Here is a 20,378-nt window from a genome sequence, read left to right as displayed (position 1 = left end):
GCCACAGAGGACGCGCATGCCGACTTTTTCTCAAAGCCTTGAACAATCCCTGCATCGTGCGCTGGCGATTGCCAACGAGCGTCATCATCAATACGCGACATTGGAACATCTCCTCTTGTCCTTGATCGATGACAGCGATGCAGCGGCCGTGATGCGCGCGTGCAGCGTCGACCTCGACAAGCTGCGCGGCAGTCTCGTCAATTATCTCGAAACCGAGTTCGAAAATCTGGTCACGGACGGCAGCGACGACGCCAAGCCGACCGCCGGCTTCCAGCGTGTGATCCAGCGCGCGGTGATCCACGTTCAGTCGTCGGGCCGTGAAGAGGTGACCGGCGCCAATGTGCTGATCGCGATCTTCGCCGAGCGTGAGAGCCACGCCGCCTACTTCCTGCAAGAGCAGGACATGACGCGCTACGACGCCGTGAACTACATCAGCCACGGCATCGCCAAGCGCCCCGGCGTCTCCGAAGCGCGCCCCGTGCGCGGCGTCGACGAGGAGACCGAGACCAAGGGCAGTGAGGACTCCAAGAAAAAGGGCGAGGCGCTGGAAACCTATTGCGTCAATCTCAACAAGAAGGCCCGCGACGGCAAGATCGACCCGGTGATCGGCCGCAACTCCGAGATCAACCGCGCCATCCAGGTGCTCTGCCGACGCCAGAAGAACAACCCGCTGTTCGTCGGTGAAGCCGGCGTCGGCAAGACCGCGATTGCCGAAGGCCTCGCCAAGCGCATCGTCGACAGCGAGGTTCCGGAGGTGCTGTCGGCGGCAACCGTGTTCTCGCTGGACATGGGGACGCTGCTGGCCGGCACGCGCTATCGCGGCGACTTCGAGGAGCGGCTGAAGCAGGTCCTCAAGGAACTCGAGGCGCATCCGAACGCGATCCTGTTCATCGACGAGATCCACACCGTGATCGGTGCGGGTGCGACGTCGGGCGGCGCCATGGACGCCTCGAACCTGTTGAAGCCGGCGCTGGCCTCGGGCTCGATCCGCTGCATGGGATCGACGACCTACAAGGAATATCGCCAGCACTTCGAGAAGGACCGCGCGCTGGTGCGCCGGTTCCAGAAGATCGACGTCAATGAGCCCTCGGTCGAGGATGCGATTGCGATCCTCAAGGGCCTGAAGCCGTATTTCGAGGACTATCACCGCCTGAAGTACACCAACGAGGCCATCGAGGCCGCGGTGCAACTGTCGTCGCGCTACATCCACGACCGCAAGCTGCCGGACAAGGCGATCGACGTGATCGACGAGTCCGGTGCGGCGCAGATGCTGCTCGCCGAGAACAAGCGCAAGAAGACGATCGGCATCAAGGAGATCGAGACCACGATCGCCACCATGGCGCGGATCCCGCCGAAGAGCGTGTCGAAGGACGATGCCGAGGTGCTCAAGCATCTCGAGCAGACCCTCAAGCGCGTCGTATTCGGCCAGGACAAGGCGATCGAATCGCTGTCGGCCTCGATCAAGCTGGCGCGGGCCGGCCTGCGCGAGCCGGAGAAGCCGATCGGCTGCTATCTGTTCTCGGGTCCGACCGGTGTCGGCAAGACCGAGGTCGCCAAGCAGCTCGCTGCGACCTTGGGCGTCGAGCTGCTGCGCTTCGACATGTCCGAGTACATGGAGCGGCACACCGTGTCGCGGCTGATCGGCGCGCCTCCCGGCTATGTCGGCTTCGACCAGGGCGGTCTGCTGACCGATGGCGTCGACCAGCATCCGCATTGCGTGGTGCTGCTGGACGAGATCGAGAAGGCGCATCCGGATCTGTACAACGTGCTGCTGCAGATCATGGACCATGGCCGGCTCACCGACCACAACGGCAAGCAGGTCAACTTCCGCAACGTGATCCTGATCATGACCACGAATGCGGGCGCTGCCGACATGGCCAAGCAGGCCTTCGGCTTCCACCGCGCCAAGCGGGAAGGCGACGACCACGAGGCGATCAACCGGCAGTTCGCGCCGGAATTCCGCAACCGTCTCGACTCCATCGTCTCGTTCGCACACCTCAACGTCGAGGTGATCGGCATGGTCGTCGAGAAGTTCGTGCTGCAGCTCGAGGCCCAGCTGGCCGATCGCGACGTCACGATCGAGCTGTCGGAGCCGGCCAAGGCGTGGCTCATCCAGCACGGCTATGACGAGCAGATGGGCGCGCGTCCGATGGGCCGCGTGATCCAGGAGCACATCAAGAAGCCGCTGGCCGACGAGGTGCTGTTCGGCCAGCTGAAGGGTGGCGGTCATGTCCGTGTCGTCCTCGTCAAGGACGAGTCCGGCGTGGACGAGAAGATCGGCTTCGAGTTCGTCGAGGGGCCGGTCACGCCGAAGTCGGAGGTGCCGGCCGCGCGTAAGCGCAAGCCGAAGTCCGGCGGCGGCGGCCCGAAGGGGCCCGCTCCGAAGGGACCGCTGGTGAAGGCGTGATGCCCTGACGATACCATTGACTGAAAAGGCCGGCGTCTCGCCGGCCTTTTTGTTGGGCCTCTTCTCTTCAGCACTCGTCTATCTGGTCGGGAAAGCTTGGTCGAGACGCTCTCTCCCTTGGGCCGCGCCCCCGCCACGTCGTGTCGGCTTTGTTTTTCCGATCCTCGATCTGGAGGGGTGGACCGGGGCTCACGCCGCCGAATTGAGCGGCTTCGCGCGGTCGATCCGCTTGCGGTCACGTGGCGAATGCAGCGCGTTCCAAAGGTCTGTGCGGCGCTGGACGTTGAGCCAAAACTCCGCGCTGTTGCCGAACACGCGGGCGAGGATGAGGGCGGTGGCGGCGGTGACGTTGCGCTTGCCGTTGCAGAGCTCGTTGACGTGCTTGCGCTGCACACCCATCGCTGCCGCCAGCGCGGTCTGCGTCAGCCGGAGCGGCTGCATGAACTCCTCGACAAGGATCTCGGCCACCGTCGCCGGCTTGCGTTTGGTCATCAGCATGGATGGGCTCACTCGTAGCTGTGGTCATCAAGATAGAGATCGGTCGCCTCGCCGCGGCCGCCGTGCCAGCGAAACACGAGCCGCCAGCGCTTGTTGACGCGGATGCAATGAAAGCCGTCGAGATGGCCGCGCGGCTTCTCGAAATGATTGCTCGGCGGGGACCGCAAATCGCCGTCGGTGGCGGCATCGTCGATCAACTGGAGCTTCCGGAACAGCCTGTCTTCCAGATCCGCCGGGATCTTCTTGGACCTGACGTCGTCGACGAAGAACCGATGCAGCCAGTCATCCCGAAAGCTCACGATCATCGTGCCGCCCCGTTTGAGGCGGTGTACCACCCTATGACACAGCCCGCAATGCTCCTCCATCTTTGCGAGGCTGAGGTGACGAACTGCGGAATGCATCTGATCCAGGATCACCCCGGCGCTGAGCATCAGGGGTGATAAGGGGCTCGCGCCTCAGGCCGGCTTGACGAAAAAGTAGACCGTCAGGCCGCAGCCGACCGCGATGACGAAGCGGCGCACGTAAGCCGGCGGGATGATCTGGCCGAGGCGTGCGCCGACGAAGCCGCCAAGCATGCCCGTGCACATCATCGTCAGCGTCTCCAGCCAATGCACGCGGCCGGAGAATGCGAAGATCGCCGAGGCCATGATGTTCATCAGCGCCGCCAACCAGATCTTCAGGCCGTTCATGGCGCGGATGTCGCGCATCCCGTAGAACACCAGAGCGGCCAGCATCAGGATGCCGATGCCGCCGCCGAAATAGCCGCCATAGATTGCGATCACGAACTGGACGGCCTGGATGGTCACCGGCCCGATCCAGCGCGCGCCGTCCTTCGGCGTGAAACGCATGCCGAATGCGAACACGGTGGTTGCGAACAGAAGCAGCCACGGCACCAGCCGGCTGAACGCATCCGATGGCGTCACCAGCAACAGCACCGCTCCCAACGTGCCGCCGATCAGGCTGATGATCGACAGCCGGACGAGGTCGCCACGCCACGATGCCTTGGGATCGTTCAGGATCTCGCGCGAGGCGAAGGCGCTGACGAACTGGCCGGGGCAGAGCGCGACCGTACTCGAGGCGTTGGCGTCGATCGCGGGAATGCCGGCCGCGAGCAGGGTGGGGAAGGTCAGGAAGGCGCCGCCGCCGGCCAGCGCATTGACGATGCCCGAGCCGAACGCGGCGAGCGCGAGCAAAGCGAGCATCATCCAATCGGCCATGGCCTATTCGCCCTTCAACCGCTGACCGTCCTGGACCCGCACATGCTCGGCGCCGCGCGCGCCGGCCGGCGAGAGGCGCAGCATGCTCAGGAATGCGCCGACCAGGGCGAAGCCGACCCCGGTCAGGAGCGACAGCCGGGTGCCGTCGACTGGATCAATCGCGAGGAACATGGCGACCAGCGCGGCGCCCGTCGTTTGACCCAGCAGGCGCGCAGTGCCGAGCATGCCGCTGGCGCCGCCGGCGCGCTCGCGCGGCGCGGCCGCGATCATGGTGCGGTTGTTCGGGGTCTGAAACAGGCCGAAGCCGCAGCCGGCCAGCGCCATCCGCCAGACGACGTCCCATGACGACGGCTCGCGCGGCAGCAGGCCGAGCGCGCCGAGCCCCAGCGCAAAGATGACGAGGCCGACGCCGCCGAGCAGGCCGGCCGGCACCCGCTCCACCAGCCGGCCGGCGATGGGGGCGGTCAGGCCGACCGCGATCGGCCAGGGCGTGATCAAGAGGCCCATCTGCACCGGCGAATAGCCGAAATGGCTTTCGAGATAGAAGGGAATGGCGACGAAGGCGAGCATCTGGCCGCAGAACGACGAGATCGAGGTCGCGATCGACAGCGCGAACACGGGGATGCGCAGGAGATCGAGCGGCAGCAGCGGCGAGGCCATGTGCGTCTGCCGGTACACCAGCCAGACGCCGGCGGTGACGGCGACGACGAACTCGACGGCGCAGGTGACCAGGGCCTCGCCGTGACCGAGGCTGTCGACGGCGGCGATGAGGAAACCGAAGGTTACCGCGCTGAGTGCCGCGCTCTGCCAGTCGAACATGTGCGACGCGCGCGGCGTGTGCGGCAGGAAGCGGAAGCCGAAGACGAAGGTGACGATGCCGAGCGGCACGTTGATCGCGAACAGCCAGGGCCAGCTGCCGACCGCGAGGATGCCGGCGGCGATGGTCGGTCCGACCGCAGCCGAGACGGCGACGACCATCGCATTGATGCCGATGCCGCGACCGAGCAGCGCCTGCGGATAGGTGAAGCGCACCAGCGCCGAGTTGACGCTGAGGATGCCGGCGGCGCCAAACCCCTGCAGGATGCGGGCGAGCGTCAGCAGCAGCAGGCTGTCAGCCAATGCACAGAAGGCGGACGCAGCCGTGAACAGCACGAGGCCGGCGAGATAGACCCGGCGATAGCCGATGATCTCGCCGAGCGAGGCGAGCGGCAGCAGCGAGATCGTGACCGCGAGCTGATAGCCATTGACGATCCAGATCGAGAAGGCGGGGCTCGCATTGAGGTCGCGGGCAATCGTCGGCAGCGCCACATTGGCAATCGCGCCGTCTACGACCGCGAGCACGATGCCGAGGGCGATGGTCACGATCGCCCAGGTCCGCTGCGGCAGCGGCAGGCCGTCGGCGTGCAGGACCCTGGTCGGCGATGTCATGGCGCGGGCTCCGGCGGCAGCCGGGCCGCGGAAAGGGGACGGGAACGGGCAACCGCAACGCACAAGTCCCGTTCCAGACCGGCGGATGGTGCCGACGCGTCACCGCCGCCTGGGGCGGACCTGGATGGCCTTGAGATAATTGACGGCGGCTTCCGCGTCGGCCCGATCGAACCGGAAGCTCGGCATGTCCTTGTGGATGGTCGAGAGGCCGCTCTGCAGTCGCTGGGCAAAATCGTCGTCGTAGAGTTTGCTGTCACCAAAGGTCCGGAACGGTGGCGCGTCGGGATGCGGGCTCGCGCCGGCGGGACCTATCGCATGACATCGGCTGCAAAGGCTTTGCAAGAGCGCTTTTCCTCGCCTCTGCTCGCTGTCCAGTGCATGGCTGGCCGTGGAGGTCATGAGCAGCAGCAGGCACGCGGAGCCAATTCGTCGCATCATCAGGAACTCGTCTCAGGTCTCGGTTGCATCGGGCTACCAGCGGCCCTCCGCCTTGCCGTAGGCATAGAGCGCGATCAGCCCCAATGTCACCAGCGTCGAGCCGATCAGCACGATGCGATCCCAGCGCAGCCGCGTTTCGTCGTCCCGCTGCAGCGTCAGCAGCGAGAACAGAGCCTTCATGGCGAAGCGGCGCATCCAAGCAATCCCGGCACGGGCCGCCGCATCGCGGAGTCGGCCTTTCTCCGAGCTTAGCGCGAAGCGCTGCTGCGCCGCCACTCGCGCGGCGACACGCCGAACTGCTCGCGGAACACGCGGCCGAAATGCGACAGGTCGTTGAAGCCCCAGGAAAACGCGATCTCGCCGATCTGACGATGCCCCAACGCCGGCGAGCCGATGTCGCGCCGGCAGTGCTTGAGGCGCTCGGCCAGAACGAAGCGTTGAAACGACAGCTGCTCGTCCGAGAACAGGTCGCTGACGTAGCGCGCCGACAGGCCGACCTCGCGCGCGATGGCCTGCAGCGACAGCTCCGAATCCGACAGCCGCGTCCGGATATGCGCCTTGATGCGATAGAGCAGGGCCGCGCGATGGCTGGAAGACGGCAAGGGCTGCGTGCTGAGCCGCTCCGTCAGAGTCATGGCCAGGAGGTCGGCGGCCTGATCCGCGAGGTGCTCGGCATGCTCGACGCCGATGTGATCGGCGCGCTCGCACAGCTTGATGATGAAGTCATAGGCGAGCGGCTGCAGCGGACTGTCGCTGCCGAAAGTGATGGCCGTGACAGCCTCGGTTGCGCCAATCCTGCGCTGCAGCATCTCGCGCGGCAGCTTGAACACGGTCTGCCGGAAGGCCCCGTCGAACTGCAGCTCATAGGGCCGCGTCGTGTCGTAGATCGCGAACTCGCCGGGCCGGATCACCGTGTCGCGGCCGTCCTGGGTGACGCCGCCGGTGCCCTCGCGTCCGAGCGCGACCAGCACGTAGTCGGCATCGGCACGCGCGATGCGCTGTGTTGTCCGGCGGACGCGCTGCTGGTCCGAGGCAACCTCGGAGCAGACGGCCCGGCCCAAGGTCGTGTGCGTCACCGCACCGCGAAACGCGCTGCCGAGATCGGACGTGCAGTCGAGGCCGACATAGACGTCGCAGACGATATCCTGCCACAGCGCCAGCCGGCGGTGGCCCGGGCTTCCATCCGTCGTGAACAGCACCGGCATCGCTCCGTTTCCCTCCGCTTTCGTGTCGCGTGGATGGTCGGATCTGCAGCAAGTTCTGGGCCGGCTCGTCTGACTGGCGGCCGCAGTCGAGTTTTCGTTCCCGCCAAGACGAGCGCGAATGACGGCCGAGGTCAATACTCCCCGGCGAGGCGCGGCGCCTTGCGCCGCCGATCCGGACGAGGGGAGACGAGCGATGGGACTGGCACATCCGAAATACAAGGTCGCGGTGGTGCAGGCGGCGCCTGCCTGGCTCGACCTGGACGGTTCGATCAAGAAGACGATCGCGCTGATCGATGAGGCCGCCGACAAGGGCGCCAAGCTAATCGCCTTCCCGGAGGTGTTCATCCCCGGCTATCCCTGGCACATCTGGATGGACTCGCCCGCCTGGTGCATCGGCCGCGGCTTCGTGCAGCGCTATTTCGACAATTCGCTGGCTTATGACAGCCCGCAGGCCGACGCGCTGCGCGCCGCGGTGCGCAAGGCGAAGCTGACGGCCGTGCTCGGCCTGTCCGAGCGTGACGGCGGCAGCCTCTACATCGCGCAATGGCTGATCGGCTCGGATGGTGAGACCATCGGCAAGCGTCGCAAGCTGCGGCCGACCCATGCCGAGCGGACGGTCTATGGCGAGGGCGATGGCAGCGATCTCGCCGTGCACGAGCGCGCCGACATCGGCCGGATCGGCGCGCTGTGCTGCTGGGAGCATCTGCAGCCGCTGTCGAAATACGCGATGTATGCGCAGAACGAGCAGGTGCATGTCGCGGCGTGGCCGAGCTTCTCGCTGTACGATCCGTTCGCGCCGGCGCTCGGCGCCGACGTCAACAACGCTGCCTCGCGCGTCTATGCCGTGGAGGGCTCGTGCTTCGTGCTGGCGCCCTGTGCCACGGTCTCGCAGGCGATGATCGACGAACTCTGCGACCGCCCCGACAAGCACGCGCTGCTGCATGTCGGCGGCGGCCATGCCGCGATCTTCGGGCCCGATGGCTCGATGCTGGTCGAGAAGCTGCCGCCCGAGCAGGAGGGCCTGCTGATCGCCGAGATCGATCTCGGCATGATCGGGATCGCCAAGAACGCCGCCGATCCCGCCGGGCACTATTCGCGGCCCGACGTCACGCGGCTGCTGCTCAACAAGAAGCCGTTCAATCGGGTGGAAACGTTTGCGCTTCCCGTCGACACCGTCGCGCCGGGGGAGGCCCAGGCGGCCGGGTGACCGGCCGGGGCAACGCGGCCGCCATCGACGGATACATTGCCAAACCAAGTCACCCTGATGATGGAGATATTCAGGCTCAATTGCGCCGGTGACGGCTCAAACGGCTTGCGTTCGCCCCCGGATTGCTTCACGATTTCGTGGGCACGGGGGGAATCTATGTTCGTAGAGTGGCGCAATATCGGCCTTTTGGGCGCTTTTTTTCTTGGCGCTTTTTTTCTTGGCGCCTGTGCGTCGAGTTCGGCTGACATTACGCCGACCTACGTTTCTCCCATGATCTATCAGTCCTACAACTGCCAGCAGCTTGCAATGGAGGCTCAGAGCGTCTCTTCGCGCGCTGCTGTTCTCTCCGGAGCTCAAGACAAGCAGCGGACGAATGACACCATCGCGACCACCGCTGCCGTCGTGATCTTCTGGCCGGCAGCATTTCTTGTCGGTGGAGATAAGCAGACGGCCGCCGAGCTCGGCAACATGAAGGGGCAGATGGTGGCCATCGAGCAGGCCTCGATCGCGAAGAAGTGCAATATTCAGTTTCAACGGCCGGAGCCAAAGGCCGAAGAAAAGTAGTTGGTCGGTTTCTCGATCCTTCGATCTACTCGGATGAGGGTAAACGAGTTCGGCGAGATCTAGGTCGATGTCGCACGAACGCCCCGCGCGATCGCCTTCTGTGCATCGAACTCGGCCCCCCGCCGCGCGAGCTCTTCGGGAGCGAGCATGGCGGGGTTGCTGTAGTCGCGCTTCCAGCCGTGGTCGTCGCTCCACTGCAATGGTGATTGCACGGTCGTCCGTGCGGCTGGTGAACTTTCCAGAACACGCAGCGCGAGCTCGAGCGTGAAGGCTTGCGACGCGGTGTCGTGCGGCTTGCCGGCGGAATTGCCGAGCGGGAAGTCCGAGAACAGAAAGCGCGGCGCGGCCGCATGCTCGACGATGTCCTTGGCGCAGCCCATCACCACGGTGGCAATGCCATTGGCTTCGAGATGCCGTGCCACGAGGCTGACGGTCTGATGGCACACCGGGCAGTTTGGCACCAGCACGACGGCGTCGATGTCGTCGGCGCGGCAGCGCGCGAGAATCTCCGGCGCATCGGTCTCGATCGTCACACGCTGGCTGCGATTCGTCGGCGCGCCGAAGAAGCGCGGTCCGATGGCGCCGATGCGGCCCTCGCGTGCGAGCCGTATCAGTTGCGGCAGCGGAAACCAGGTGCCGGAATCGTCGGCCGAGGTGTGCGCGCGATCATAGGCGATGTGGGAGATGCGCAGATCATGCTGCGCCGAGGTGTCTCCGTCATAGACCCGGTAGAACTTGGCTGCGCCATTATAGGCCGCGCCGGGCCCCTGATCGCCTTTCGCCGGATCGTAGGGCGCGGCCGTGGTGATGAGGGTGACACGGGACTGCGCGAGCGGCTTGCGCAGTGGCTGGAACGGGGCCGACGTGTAGTGCGCCCAGCGGTAGGGCGTGTCATAGCCGATCGCGAGATAATAGTCGCGCGTCCGCGCCATGTAGGACAGCGGGGCGGCCTCCTCGGGAGCGAAACCGAGCTTGTCGTCGGTGGCTGCGGTCATTGGCTTGCGTTCCTGAAGCGATCGCCCGATTGCTAGCGGCGCGGCGGTGCGTGTCAAGGCGTCGCGTGTTGGAACCCGGGCGGCCCTGAAGCTTTGTCTGTCGGCAATTGGGCTCGCCGGCAATCGGTCCGACCGTTCTTCATCGTATTCATGCATATTTCGATCTCGGCAGCTCTCGGTGTCGTTGTCTGCCTCATGGTCGCGACGACCGGTAACGTCGCCGCCAATGAGGGCGAGACCGTTTGGCCCTTGGCGGACGGGGCGCCGGCAGGGTCGGGGGACGGAGGCGCGACGTCCGCGGGCGCGAAGGAAGACGACAAACCGGCCGAGCCGAAGGAGAGCGGGACGCGCGAGGCGATCTGCCTGATGATCGAAGCCGCCGCCAAGGCGAACGACCTGCCGCTCGAATTCTTTGCCCGTGTGATCTGGCAGGAGAGCCGCTTCCAGACCGATGCCGTCGGGCCGGTGACGCGCAATGGCCAGCGTGCCCAGGGCATTGCGCAATTCATGCCGGGCACGGCGAGCGAGCGCGAGCTGCTCGATCCGTTCGACCCGGTGCAGGCCCTGCCGAAGTCGGCGGAGTTTCTGGCCGAGCTGCGCAATCAGTTCGGCAATCTCGGTCTTGCCGCCGCGGCCTACAATGCCGGTCCCCGCCGGGTGCAGGACTGGCTTGCCGGCAAGGGGCAGATGCCCTGGGAGACGCGCAACTACGTCTCGGCCATCACCGGCGCGTCGGTCGACGATTGGGCTGCCGCGGGGAAGGGCGGCAAGGCGCGACCGAACCCGCCGCCCACATCGTGTCGTCAGCTGATGGCGCTGTTGAAGCGCGCACCCAACCCGTTCGTCAGAGAGCTCGAGCAGCACGTCGCGCTGTCGGCCGCGAAGCCTTGGGGCGTGCAGCTCGCCGCCGGCTTCGACCGCAACCGGGCACTCTCGATGTATTCGCGCGCCATCAAGGGGCTGGGCGCGGTGATCGGCGATCGCGACCCGAGCCTGCTGTCGTCGGTGATGCGCTCACGCGGCAACCGCGCCTTCTACCAGGTTCGGATCGGCGCCGAGACCCGGCCTGAGGCGGACGCGCTCTGCAACCGCATCCGCCGCGCCGGCGGCGCCTGCTTCGTGCTGCGCAACCGGGCCTGACGTGGACGGCTTGCGCCGCGTGCAGAGCCGCGCGCGCGTGGTGGTGGTTGACGCGGAGCGGTTTCGCCAGCCTTATCGCGGTCCGTTCCGCTGGGCCGCCCGTGACACTTCCCCCACTCGATTCTCCGCAATGGCAAGGCTCGCTCAAGGCGTTCCGCTGGGGGCTGCGCGCGACGTCGGCCACCATCCTGTCGCTGGTGCTGTTCGTCACCTTCATCGGCATCGGCGCGCTCGCGCACGATACGCATTTCAGCATGCTCTGGGCGATCCTGAGCACGGTGCTGGTATGGGCCGGACCGGCGCAGATCATCCTGGTCTCGACGCTCGGCTCCGGCCAGACCATCCTGCAGTCGGCGATCGCAGTCACGATGAGCGCGATCCGGCTGTTTCCGATGGTGGTGGCGGTGCTGCCGCTGATCCGCTCGCCTGACACCAAGCGGCGGCATCTGGTGCTGATCGCGCATTTCACCGCGGTAACCTTGTGGGTCGAATGCTATCGCTTCCTGCCGCATGTGCCGCGCGAGCGCCGCATCGCTTTCGTGCATGGGCTCGGCACTGGGCTGATGGGGGTGGCGCTGGTCGCCACCATCATCGGCTATCTCCTGGCCGCCAACCTCTCGCAGACCTTCGGCGCCGCCGTGCTGCTGCTGACGCCGCTGGCGTTCCTGTTCTCGACCTTGCGCAATTCCAAGGAGCTCGCCGACGTGCTCGCGCTCGGTCTCGGACTCGTGCTCTATCCGGTGGCCGCGCAGCTCAACAGCGGCGTCGACATCCTGGTCAGCGGCGTGGTCGCGGGCACGCTCGCCTTCGGCGTCCACAAATGGCGCGAGCGACGGGAGGCGGCATGAGCGACTTCATCGGCGACTGGCACGCGCTCGTGGTGCTGCTGGTGGCGGGCGTGATCCCGAACCAGATCTGGCGCCTGCTCGGCCTGTGGTTCGGCAGCGGCCTCGATGAGGGCTCGGACCTGCTGATGTGGGTCAAGGCGGTCGCCACCGCAATCCTCGCCGGCGTCATCGCCCAGATCCTGGTGCAGCCGCCCGGGGCGCTCGCCAGCGTGCCCTGGGGCCTGCGCTATGGCGCAGTCGTCGCCGGCCTCGCCGCCTTCCTGGCGATGCGCCGCTCGATCTTCGCCGGCGTGGTCTGCGGCGAGGCCGTCATGCTGGCCGGCAAATGGTGGCTCGGCTGAATTGCGCGGCCGCAATTGCGGCGCCACCGCGTTCGGCTAGATTGCCGGAAGACCTGAGGATTCCGGAATGACCACAGACACTGATCTACGCCCGGGCGAAGTCGCCGTCGACGTGCCGCTGCCGCGCGACGCCACGCTGTATTTCATCGGCCGCATCCGCACGCCCTGGACCTCGCGGCTGGAGACGCCGCGTCAAGGCAGCTTCGAGGGGCCGGTGTGCCGGCTGGAGATCTTCGAGCCGTGGGTCCCGGCCCTGCAGGGCATCGACGCCTTCGGCCATCTCCAGGTGCTGTATTGGCTCAACCGCGCCCGCCGCGACCTCGTCAGGCAGAGCCCGCGCCACCATGACGGCGAGACCCGCGGCACCTTCGCGCTGCGCTCCCCGGTGCGTCCCAATCCGATCGGCGTGTCGACGGTCCGCTTCGTCGCGCTGGAGGGAAGCACCGTGCTGGTGCGCGGGCTCGATTGCCTCGACGAGACGCCGCTGATCGACCTCAAGCCGGATCATTGCGTGTTCACGCAGGCGCCGGGTTCTGGCGACAACGACAATGGCGGAGCTCGATAGCCAACGTGAACAAGCGGCCGCAGAAGACCGTGACTCCGCTGGATGCGATCACTGCTGATCTCGTTGCCGTGCTGGTCGCGGTGACCGACGGCGATCCCCGGATCATGACGATCGAGCACGCGTCGGCGTTGCCGAGCGGGCCGTTTCAGTTTGCGCACCGCTCGCTGCAGATGGGGCTGCGCGCCTGGGTCGAGGCGCAGACCGGCCATCCCCTCGGCTATGTCGAGCAGCTCTACACCTTCGCCGATCGTGGCCGCTCGGGCGATCCCGAGGCGCCGCACCGCATCTCCATCAGCTATCTCGGCCTGACGCGCGAGGAGGAGGGGCGAGAGGGCGGCGATGCGCAATGGTCGTCTTGGTACGACTACTTCCCCTGGGAGGATCATCGCGACGGACCGCCGGCTATCCTGGCGAAGATCATCGCGCCGAAGCTGAAGGCCTGGGCGCGCTCAGCCGATGAGCCGGCGCTGCAGAAGACGCGATGGCGCCGTGCCGCCATCACCTTCGGCCTCGATGGCCGCGAATGGAACGAGGAGCTGGCGCTGCAGCGCTACGAACTGCTGTACGAGGCGGCGCTGATCCCGGAAAGCGTGCGCGAGCAGGGCGGCGAAGCAGCCGTGCCCGGCCGCGCGATGACGGGCGATCACCGCCGCATTCTCGCCACCGGCATCGCCCGGCTGCGCGCCAAGATCAAATATCGCCCGGTCGTGTTCGAGCTGATGCCGGACGAATTCACGCTGCTGCAATTGCAACGCAGCGTCGAGGCGCTGGCCGGCCGGCTGGTGCACAAGCAGAACTTTCGCCGCCTCATCGAGCAGCAGGAACTCGTTGAAGAAACAGGCGCAATGGCGGCCGACACGATCGGCCGGCCGGCCAAGCTGTTTCGCTTCCGCCAGGGCGTGCTCGCCGAACGCGCGGTGGTCGGAACCAAGCTGCCGCTCTCGCGGTCGTGATCTCCAGCCCTTGACACGACTTATGCTCAGGATAAGTATAAGCCATCTTATGCTCATGGAGAGTATAAATGGCCGAGACTGTTCTGCCCGCGATCGCGCCGACGTTGCCGCTTCCTGACCGCCTGCGGCGTGTGATCCCTCCGCCCGAATGGGCCGTCTTTGAAGAGGATGTCGAAGCCATCCTGGCGCTCAAGCGGCGGCGCAACGCCGTGGTGCTCGCGCACAACTATCAGACACCCGAGATCTTCCACGGCGTCGCCGACATCGTCGGTGACAGCCTGCTGCTGGCGCGCGAGGCGACCAAGGTCGACGCCGAGGTGATCGTGCTCGCCGGCGTGCACTTCATGGCGGAGACGGCGAAGCTGCTCAATCCCGGGAAGACGGTGCTGATTCCGGACCTCGATGCGGGCTGCTCGCTCGCGGAATCCATTACCGCCGCCGACGTCCGGCTGATGCGCGCGCGCCATCCCGGCGTGCCGGTGGTCGCCTATGTCAACACGTCGGTCGCGGTGAAGGCGGAGTCCGATGTCTGCTGCACGTCGGGGAATGCCCTGGAGATCGTGGAGTCGCTCGGCACGGATCACGTCATCATGCTGCCGGATGAGTATCTGGCCCGCAATGTCGCGGCGCAGACGAAGGTGAGGATCACGGCCTGGAACGGCCATTGCGAAGTGCATGAGCGCTTCACCGCCGAGGACGTCCGCACCTTGCGTGACGATCATCCCGGCGTCACCGTGCTCGCCCATCCGGAATGCCCGCCGGAGGTGGTGGCGGAAGCCGACTTCGCCGGCTCGACCGCGGCGATGTCCGACTATGTCGGCGCGAGGCGGCCGGCGCGGGTGGTGCTGCTGACCGAATGCTCGATGAGCGACAACGTTGCCGTCTCGTATCCGGACATCGCGTTCATCCGGCCATGCAATCTGTGCCCGCACATGAAGCGGATCACGTTGAAGAACATCCGTCATGCGCTCGAGACCAACACGCATGAGGTGACGATCGATCCAGGGATGGCCGAGCGCGCGCGGCGCTCGGTGGAAAGGATGCTGGCGGTATGAGCATCGATCTCTCGCAACTCATGGGTCGTCCCGTGATCATCGGCGGCGGTGCCGCCGGACTGATGACCGCGCTGCAACTCGCGCCAGAGCCCGTCGTGCTGCTGTCGAAGTCGCCGCTCGGCGCCGAGGCGTCGAGCATGTGGGCGCAGGGCGGCCTCGCCGCCGCTGTCGGCGGTGACGATGAGCCGGCGCTGCATCTGCAGGACACCCTCCTTGCCGGCGCGGGCCTGTGCGATGAAGCCGCGGCACGCCGCATCATCGATGCGGCGCCGGCGGCGGTTGAGCGCCTTGCGCAGCACGGTGTTGCGTTCGATCGCGACGCGAGCGGGCGCTGGCGCCTCGGCCTGGAGGCTGCGCACAGCCGCAACCGTATCGTCCACGCCACCGGCGACGGAACGGGGCGCGAGATCATGCGTGCGCTGATCGGGGCCGTCCGGCGCTGTCCGTCGGTGACGCTGCTGGAAGGCGTCGAAGCGCGCCGGCTGATCGTCGCTGACAATGCCATTCAGGGCGTGCTCGCGGTGCGCGGCGAGGAGCCGCTCGTGCTCGCCACGGCGCGCGTCGTGATCGCGACCGGCGGCATCGGTGGTCTCTTCCTCGACAGTACCAATCCCTCCGGCTGTTTCGGCCAGGGACTGGCGCTGGCGGCGCGGGCAGGGGCGGTGCTGTCCGATCTCGAATTCGTGCAGTTTCACCCCACCGCCTTCGACGGACCGTCGCGGCCGCTGCCGCTGCTGACCGAGGCGATCCGCGGCGATGGCGCGGTGCTGATCGACGAGGCCGGCACGCGCTTCATGGCCGCCGAGACCGGCGCCGAACTCGCGCCGCGTGACGTGGTGGCGCGGGCGGTCTGGCGTCATCGCGCGGCGGGTCACCGGACGTTCCTCGATGCGCGGGAGAAGCCAGGCGCGGCGTTCGCCGCGCGCTATCCCGTCATCACCGCGTTCTGCCGCATGGCCGGGATTGATCCGGCCGTCGATCCGATCCCGGTGCGGCCGGCCGTGCACTACCATATGGGCGGCGTCGCCGTGGATGCGATGGGGCGCAGCACCGTCGATGGTCTCTGGGCCTGCGGCGAGGTCAGCCGCACCGGTTTGCACGGCGCCAACCGCCTCGCCAGCAACTCGCTGATGGAAGCCATCGTCTGCGCGCAATGGGTGGCCGAGAGCGTGGCCGGCTCGCCGCGACGCGCAGCCAAGCCCGGAGAGGCCGCAGCAATCCCCGCCGCATCCGATCCCGCAGCGGTACGCCCGCTGCTGTCGAATGCGCTCGGCGTGCTGCGCGACCGCGATCGGATGACAGTCGCGATCCGGAGCCTGCTCCCGCTGGCGCTGGGAGCAGAGGCTGCGGCCGATCCTGCCCTGGTCGGCCTGATGATGTCGGTTGCGGCCCTCGCGCGCGCGGAGAGCCGCGGCGGGCATTGCCGCACCGATTGTCCGGACACACTGCCCGTTGCGCAGCCGTCCCGCTTCACATGGTCGTCCGCGATCGCCGCCGCGCGGGAGATCGCCGAGACCGAGCGTCCCTCTCTCAGGAGCGTCGTCGCATGACCCTCAATCCTCTCTCGCCCTTGCTTTACGAGCCGCTGGTGCGCATGGCGCTGCTGGAGGATCTCGGCCGCGCCGGCGACATCACCACGGATGCGATCGTGCCCGCCGAGCAGCGCGCCTCCCTGAAGCTGCGAGCGCGCCAGCAAGGCGTGATCGCCGGGCTCGAGGTTGCGCGCTGCGCGTTCCAGGCGGTCTCGCCCGAGGTCCGCATGGAGATCGTTCGGCCCGACGGCAGCGCCGTGACGGCCGGCGACGTGATCGCCACCATCAGCGGCCCGGCGCGGGCGCTGCTGACCGGCGAGCGCGTCGCGCTCAACTTCCTCTGCCACCTCAGCGGCGTGGCCTCGGCGACGGCGTCGCTGGTCGCGGCCGTGAAGGGGATGCGGGCGCAGATCGTCTGTACCCGCAAGACGACGCCGGGGCTGCGCGCGCTTGAGAAGTACGCGGTGCGTGCCGGCGGCGGCGGCAATCACCGGTTCGGGCTCGATGACGCGGTGCTGATCAAGGACAATCACGTCGCGATTGCCGGCGGCATCGAGGCGGCGATCACGAGGGCCAAGGCTCGTGCCGGCCATCTCGTGAAGATCGAGGTGGAGGTCGACAACCTCGCGCAGCTCGAGGAGGCGCTGGCGCTGGGCGTCGACGCTGTCCTGCTCGACAACATGTCGCCGGCGGAGCTCGAACGCGCGGTCGCCATGGCCCGGGGCAAGGCGATCACCGAGGCGTCGGGCCGGATCACCGTCGACAACGCGCCGGCCATCGCGGCAACAGGCGTCGACCTGATCTCGGTCGGCTGGATCACGCATTCCTCGGCCGCGCTCGACATCGGCCTCGACGACGCCTGATCAGCCCTTGAGCGCCGCGATCAGCTTCGCGGCGTTGTCCTCCAGCACCTTCGGATCCTCCTTGCGGCTCGCCGGCGGCAGCAGGGAATCCCCGTTGTGGCGCGGCATGATGTGGACGTGGAGGTGGAACACCATCTGGCCGCCGGCATGCTCGTTGAACTGCTGCACGGTGATGCCGTCGGCAGCGAACGCGGTCTTGGCGGCGCGGGCGATGGTCCGCACGGCGCGGCCGACATGGAGGTAGTCCTCCTCGGTGATATCCAGGATGTTGCGGGCCGCCGCCTTCGGGATCACCAGCGTATGACCAGGGACGCGCGGCATGATGTCGAGGAAGGCCAGCACGTGGTCGTTCTCGTACACCTTCACGCAGGGAAATTCGCCGCGCAGGATCTTTGCGAACGGGTTCTGGGGATCGTAGGCGGTCATCGGCAGGTCCTTCAGCGGTTCCTCGTTACGCGCCTTACTCTCATTGCCCCGTGCCGGCGGTCAAGATTGCTCGTCCATGCCTTTGCGGAAGGGCCCGGCTTCAGCAAGCTCGCGGCCGGCCTGCTCGACATAGGCGCGCTCGCGCTTGAGATAGTCGTCGATGGCGCGGCGCAGGCCGCGGTCGGCGATGTAGTGGGCGGAGTAGGTGGTCTGCGGCAGGTAGCCGCGCACGATCTTGTGCTCGCCCTGCGCACCGGCCTCGACCACGCGGAGCTTGTGCTGGATCGCGAAATCGATCGCCTGGTAGTAGCAAACCTCGAAATGCAGGAACGGGTGGTGCTCGATGGCGCCCCAATTGCGGCCGAACAACGTGTCCGAGCCGATGAAGTTGATCGCGCCCGCGATCCAGCGTCCCTCGCGCTTGGCCATCACCAGCAGCACGTCGTCCGCCATGCTCTCGCCGATCAGCGAGAAGAACTTGCGGTTCAAATAGGGCCGGCCCCATTTGCGCGAGCCGGTGTCCATGTAGAAGTCGAAGAACGCGTCCCAGGCGTCCTCGGTGATGTCCTTGCCGGTCAGCCAATGGATGGTGATCCCGGCCGCCAGCGCATCGCGCCGCTCGCGCTTGATCGACTTGCGGTGGCGCGAGTTCATCGTCGCCAGGAAATCGTCGAAGGTGGAAAAACCCTGGTTGTGCCAGTGGAACTGCTGGTCCGTGCGCTGCAGGAAGCCTTGCGCCGCGAGCAGCTCCCACTCGGCCTGCCGGGCGAAGGTGACGTGGACGGAGGAGGCCTCGCTGATACCGCACAGCGCCTTCAAACCTTGGGCGAGCGCGTTGCCAACGACGTCCCGGTCCTGGCCGGGTCGGATTAAAAGCCGTGGCCCGGTCGCCGGCGTAAAGGGAACGGAGACCTGGAGCTTCGGGTAGTAGCGGCCGCCGGCGCGCTCATAGGCATCGGCCCAGCCGCGGTCGAAGACATATTCGCCCTGCGAATGAGATTTGAGATAGCAGGGGACGACGCCGAAGACCTCGTCGCCGAGCTTCGCCACCAGATGCCGCGGCGCCCAGCCGGTGCGGATCGTCGCCGAGCCGGAGGCTTCGCAGGCCGACAAAAAGGCGTGGGAGACAAACGGGTTGTACGATGGGCCGCAGGCGGCGGATGAGCCGGGCGGCAGGCGGCCGGCTGGATTGGCGCAGGCGTCCCAGGCTTCGGCCGGGATCTCGCTGATCCCGGGAACGGCTTCGAGCGTGATCTCAGGTGCTGCCATCGAACCCTTGAAAAAGCGTCTGGCAAGGAACGCTCGCCGGAGACGTCCGGATTGCTCTGCTCAAGATCGTGCATCGCAGCACCGACTTCAAGACCGACGTCACGTCTCCGGCGTAAACCCTTCGAAGATCATCTGATCCGCATAGCGCGCGGCGGTGGCGCGCTGCTCCGGCGTGCGGACGGTCCAGGTCAGCAGCGGACAGCCGAACACGTGGCGCGCGATCCAGGGGGCAGGGGCCGGCAACTGCTCGACCCAATAGGCGACGAAATGCGGCCGCGTGCTCATGCCGTGCTTGAGGTGCAGCATGCCGTCGCGCTGCTCCTGCGTGAGCTTGGCCCAATAGCCGTCCTCATAGGTGCGCTGGGCGACGATCCCGCGGGTCAGGTTCGGCATGGTCTCGCGCAAGGCGCGGACCTGGTCGGGATCGAACGACATGCCGACGACCGGGCCGGAGTAGGAGGCGAGAACCTCGGCCATGCGCCGGACCAGGCGATGATCGCCCTGGAAGGTGCTCTTGACCTCGACCACCAGCGGCACGCGTCCGCCGATCAGGTCGCAGAGGTCATTGAGCGTCATCATCCGCTCGTCGGTCTGCTTGAAGCGGATGGCCTTGAGCTCGGCGACGGTCTTCTCGATCAGCAGCCCGGAGCCCTCGGTGAGACGGCCGAGCTCGTAGTCGTGATGCACCATCGCCTCGCCATCGGCCGACAGCTGGATGTCGCATTCGATCGCGAAATTGCCGGCGACGGCGCCACGCGCGGCGGCCGGCATGTTCTCGATGATGCCGCTGGCCGCATCATGCAGGCCGCGATGGGCGACGGGGCGGGCCGTCAGCCAGTCAGGTGCGCGCATTCGCCCCGTCCATTCTTCCCAGTTTCGAGCTCACTCGACCTCGAACACGCCTTCGACCTCCACCGCCGCGTCCGACGGCAGTGCCGACACGCCGACGGTGGTGCGAGCGTGACGGCCCTTGTCGCCGAAGGCGGCGACCATCAGGTCGGAGGCGCCGTTGAGCACCTTGGGGCCGTCGAGGAAGTCGGGCGCCGAATTGACGAAGCCGCCGAGACGGACCACGCGCACGACCTTGTCGAGATCGCCGATGGCCGCCTTCACCTGCGCCAGCAGGTTGATGCCGCAGCCCTTCGCCGCCGCATAGCCATCCTCCAGCGAGACGCCGCCGCCGAGCTTGCCGGATGCGATCATCTTGCCGTCACCGCCGAGGCAGACCTGCCCGGAGACGAACAGCAGATTGCCCGTGCGCACGAACGGAACATAATTGGCCACCGGTGCCTTCGGTGCCGGCAGCGTGATGCCCTGTGCCGTCAGATTTTGTTCGACCGTACCCGCCATCTCAAATCCCTGTCCTGTCGCCTGAAAACCGGTCCCGTGCCGGACCGCCGCTCTGTTTGGCGCAGTTGCCAGTGACA

23 protein-coding genes are annotated in these 20,378 nt (G+C 66.9%); 11 read left to right on the top strand and 12 right to left on the bottom strand.

Features of this window, described 5'->3' with window-relative positions; genetic code table 11:
• Nucleotides 1-16 precede the first annotated feature (16 nt).
• A complete protein-coding gene (gene clpA / locus QXZ94_RS12175) occupies nucleotides 17-2,407 on the top strand; it encodes an ATP-dependent Clp protease ATP-binding subunit ClpA (protein ID WP_315720607.1) in 2,391 nt (796 codons plus the stop codon).
• 189 nt (nucleotides 2,408-2,596) lie between these two features.
• Here the strand turns inward: clpA and QXZ94_RS12170 are convergent, their stop codons facing one another.
• The 7 genes from QXZ94_RS12170 to QXZ94_RS12140 all read right to left on the bottom strand — a co-directional run bounded on the left by QXZ94_RS12170 (nucleotide 2,597) and on the right by QXZ94_RS12140 (nucleotide 7,193).
• Complete coding sequence (locus QXZ94_RS12170) at nucleotides 2,597-2,905, bottom strand: HigA family addiction module antitoxin (protein ID WP_315720606.1); 309 nt, start codon at nucleotides 2,903-2,905, stop codon at nucleotides 2,597-2,599.
• Between the two features lie 8 nt (nucleotides 2,906-2,913).
• Complete coding sequence (locus QXZ94_RS12165) at nucleotides 2,914-3,210, bottom strand: type II toxin-antitoxin system RelE/ParE family toxin (protein WP_315720605.1); 297 nt, start codon at nucleotides 3,208-3,210, stop codon at nucleotides 2,914-2,916.
• 150 nt (nucleotides 3,211-3,360) lie between these two features.
• Nucleotides 3,361-4,122: a sulfite exporter TauE/SafE family protein gene (locus tag QXZ94_RS12160; RefSeq protein WP_315720604.1), complete on the bottom strand. Its 762-nt coding sequence runs from the start codon at nucleotides 4,120-4,122 to the stop codon at nucleotides 3,361-3,363.
• Between the two features lie 3 nt (nucleotides 4,123-4,125).
• A complete protein-coding gene (locus QXZ94_RS12155; protein ID WP_315720603.1) occupies nucleotides 4,126-5,550 on the bottom strand; it encodes an MFS transporter in 1,425 nt (474 codons plus the stop codon).
• A 99-nt stretch (nucleotides 5,551-5,649) separates the two neighbouring features.
• The gene (locus QXZ94_RS12150) at nucleotides 5,650-5,949 is read right to left on the bottom strand and encodes a cytochrome c (RefSeq protein WP_315720602.1); all 300 of its coding nucleotides are present in this window, start codon (nucleotides 5,947-5,949) and stop codon (nucleotides 5,650-5,652) included.
• 72 nt (nucleotides 5,950-6,021) lie between these two features.
• Complete coding sequence (locus tag QXZ94_RS12145) at nucleotides 6,022-6,183, bottom strand: hypothetical protein (protein ID WP_315720601.1); 162 nt, start codon at nucleotides 6,181-6,183, stop codon at nucleotides 6,022-6,024.
• 53 nt (nucleotides 6,184-6,236) lie between these two features.
• On the bottom strand, nucleotides 6,237-7,193 hold the full coding sequence (locus QXZ94_RS12140; protein WP_315720600.1) for a helix-turn-helix domain-containing protein: 957 nt from the start codon (nucleotides 7,191-7,193) through the stop codon (nucleotides 6,237-6,239).
• A 193-nt stretch (nucleotides 7,194-7,386) separates the two neighbouring features.
• On the opposite strand from QXZ94_RS12140, the gene QXZ94_RS12135 reads away from it, so the two are divergent.
• The gene (locus QXZ94_RS12135; RefSeq protein WP_315720599.1) at nucleotides 7,387-8,400 is read left to right on the top strand and encodes a carbon-nitrogen hydrolase family protein; all 1,014 of its coding nucleotides are present in this window, start codon (nucleotides 7,387-7,389) and stop codon (nucleotides 8,398-8,400) included.
• A gap of 57 nt (nucleotides 8,401-8,457) precedes the next feature.
• A complete protein-coding gene (locus tag QXZ94_RS12130) occupies nucleotides 8,458-8,964 on the top strand; it encodes a hypothetical protein (RefSeq protein ID WP_315720598.1) in 507 nt (168 codons plus the stop codon).
• 59 nt (nucleotides 8,965-9,023) lie between these two features.
• Here QXZ94_RS12130 and QXZ94_RS12125 read toward each other — a convergent pair whose 3' ends face one another.
• Nucleotides 9,024-9,959, bottom strand: coding sequence for a glycine reductase (locus QXZ94_RS12125; protein WP_315720597.1), 936 nt, complete (start codon nucleotides 9,957-9,959; stop codon nucleotides 9,024-9,026).
• 195 nt (nucleotides 9,960-10,154) lie between these two features.
• On the opposite strand from QXZ94_RS12125, the gene QXZ94_RS12120 reads away from it, so the two are divergent.
• From QXZ94_RS12120 to nadC, 8 genes are all read left to right on the top strand, one after another.
• On the top strand, nucleotides 10,155-11,099 hold the full coding sequence (locus QXZ94_RS12120; RefSeq protein ID WP_409998743.1) for a transglycosylase SLT domain-containing protein: 945 nt from the start codon (nucleotides 10,155-10,157) through the stop codon (nucleotides 11,097-11,099).
• 101 nt (nucleotides 11,100-11,200) lie between these two features.
• A complete protein-coding gene (locus QXZ94_RS12115) occupies nucleotides 11,201-11,947 on the top strand; it encodes an AzlC family ABC transporter permease (RefSeq protein WP_315720595.1) in 747 nt (248 codons plus the stop codon).
• On the top strand, nucleotides 11,944-12,288 hold the full coding sequence (locus QXZ94_RS12110; RefSeq protein ID WP_315720594.1) for an AzlD domain-containing protein: 345 nt from the start codon (nucleotides 11,944-11,946) through the stop codon (nucleotides 12,286-12,288). Before QXZ94_RS12115 ends, QXZ94_RS12110 begins: the two co-directional genes overlap by 4 nt.
• A 67-nt stretch (nucleotides 12,289-12,355) precedes the next feature.
• Nucleotides 12,356-12,853 (top strand): tRNA (N6-threonylcarbamoyladenosine(37)-N6)-methyltransferase TrmO, encoded by a 498-nt coding sequence (tsaA, locus tag QXZ94_RS12105; RefSeq protein ID WP_315720593.1) that lies wholly within the window; start codon nucleotides 12,356-12,358, stop codon nucleotides 12,851-12,853.
• Nucleotides 12,850-13,806 carry an NrtR DNA-binding winged helix domain-containing protein gene (locus tag QXZ94_RS12100; protein WP_315726213.1) on the top strand — a complete coding sequence of 319 codons (957 nt, stop codon included), beginning with the start codon at nucleotides 12,850-12,852 and terminating at the stop codon, nucleotides 13,804-13,806. Before tsaA ends, QXZ94_RS12100 begins: the two co-directional genes overlap by 4 nt.
• A 68-nt stretch (nucleotides 13,807-13,874) precedes the next feature.
• A complete protein-coding gene (gene nadA / locus QXZ94_RS12095) occupies nucleotides 13,875-14,861 on the top strand; it encodes a quinolinate synthase NadA (protein ID WP_315720592.1) in 987 nt (328 codons plus the stop codon).
• Entirely contained in the window at nucleotides 14,858-16,411 is a 1,554-nt protein-coding gene (locus QXZ94_RS12090) for an L-aspartate oxidase (RefSeq protein WP_315720591.1), read from the top strand. Before nadA ends, QXZ94_RS12090 begins: the two co-directional genes overlap by 4 nt.
• On the top strand, nucleotides 16,408-17,256 hold the full coding sequence (nadC, locus tag QXZ94_RS12085; protein WP_315720590.1) for a carboxylating nicotinate-nucleotide diphosphorylase: 849 nt from the start codon (nucleotides 16,408-16,410) through the stop codon (nucleotides 17,254-17,256). Before QXZ94_RS12090 ends, nadC begins: the two co-directional genes overlap by 4 nt.
• Here nadC and QXZ94_RS12080 read toward each other — a convergent pair whose 3' ends face one another.
• The 4 genes from QXZ94_RS12080 to QXZ94_RS12065 all read right to left on the bottom strand — a co-directional run bounded on the left by QXZ94_RS12080 (nucleotide 17,257) and on the right by QXZ94_RS12065 (nucleotide 20,301).
• A complete protein-coding gene (locus QXZ94_RS12080; RefSeq protein ID WP_315720589.1) occupies nucleotides 17,257-17,682 on the bottom strand; it encodes an HIT family protein in 426 nt (141 codons plus the stop codon). It abuts the gene before it with no gap.
• A gap of 60 nt (nucleotides 17,683-17,742) precedes the next feature.
• Entirely contained in the window at nucleotides 17,743-18,951 is a 1,209-nt protein-coding gene (locus QXZ94_RS12075; RefSeq protein WP_315720588.1) for a GNAT family N-acetyltransferase, read from the bottom strand.
• Nucleotides 18,952-19,050: 99 nt separating this feature from the next.
• Complete coding sequence (locus QXZ94_RS12070; protein WP_315720587.1) at nucleotides 19,051-19,803, bottom strand: glycerophosphodiester phosphodiesterase; 753 nt, start codon at nucleotides 19,801-19,803, stop codon at nucleotides 19,051-19,053.
• A gap of 30 nt (nucleotides 19,804-19,833) precedes the next feature.
• Entirely contained in the window at nucleotides 19,834-20,301 is a 468-nt protein-coding gene (locus tag QXZ94_RS12065; protein ID WP_315720586.1) for a RidA family protein, read from the bottom strand.
• Between the last annotated feature and the right edge of the window lie 77 nt (nucleotides 20,302-20,378).

It is taken from the genome of Bradyrhizobium sp. SZCCHNS2022, assembly GCF_032377575.1.
GTDB classification, from domain to species: Bacteria; Pseudomonadota; Alphaproteobacteria; order Rhizobiales; family Xanthobacteraceae; genus Bradyrhizobium; species Bradyrhizobium aeschynomenes.
This window is presented reverse-complemented; position numbering and strand designations above follow the sequence as displayed.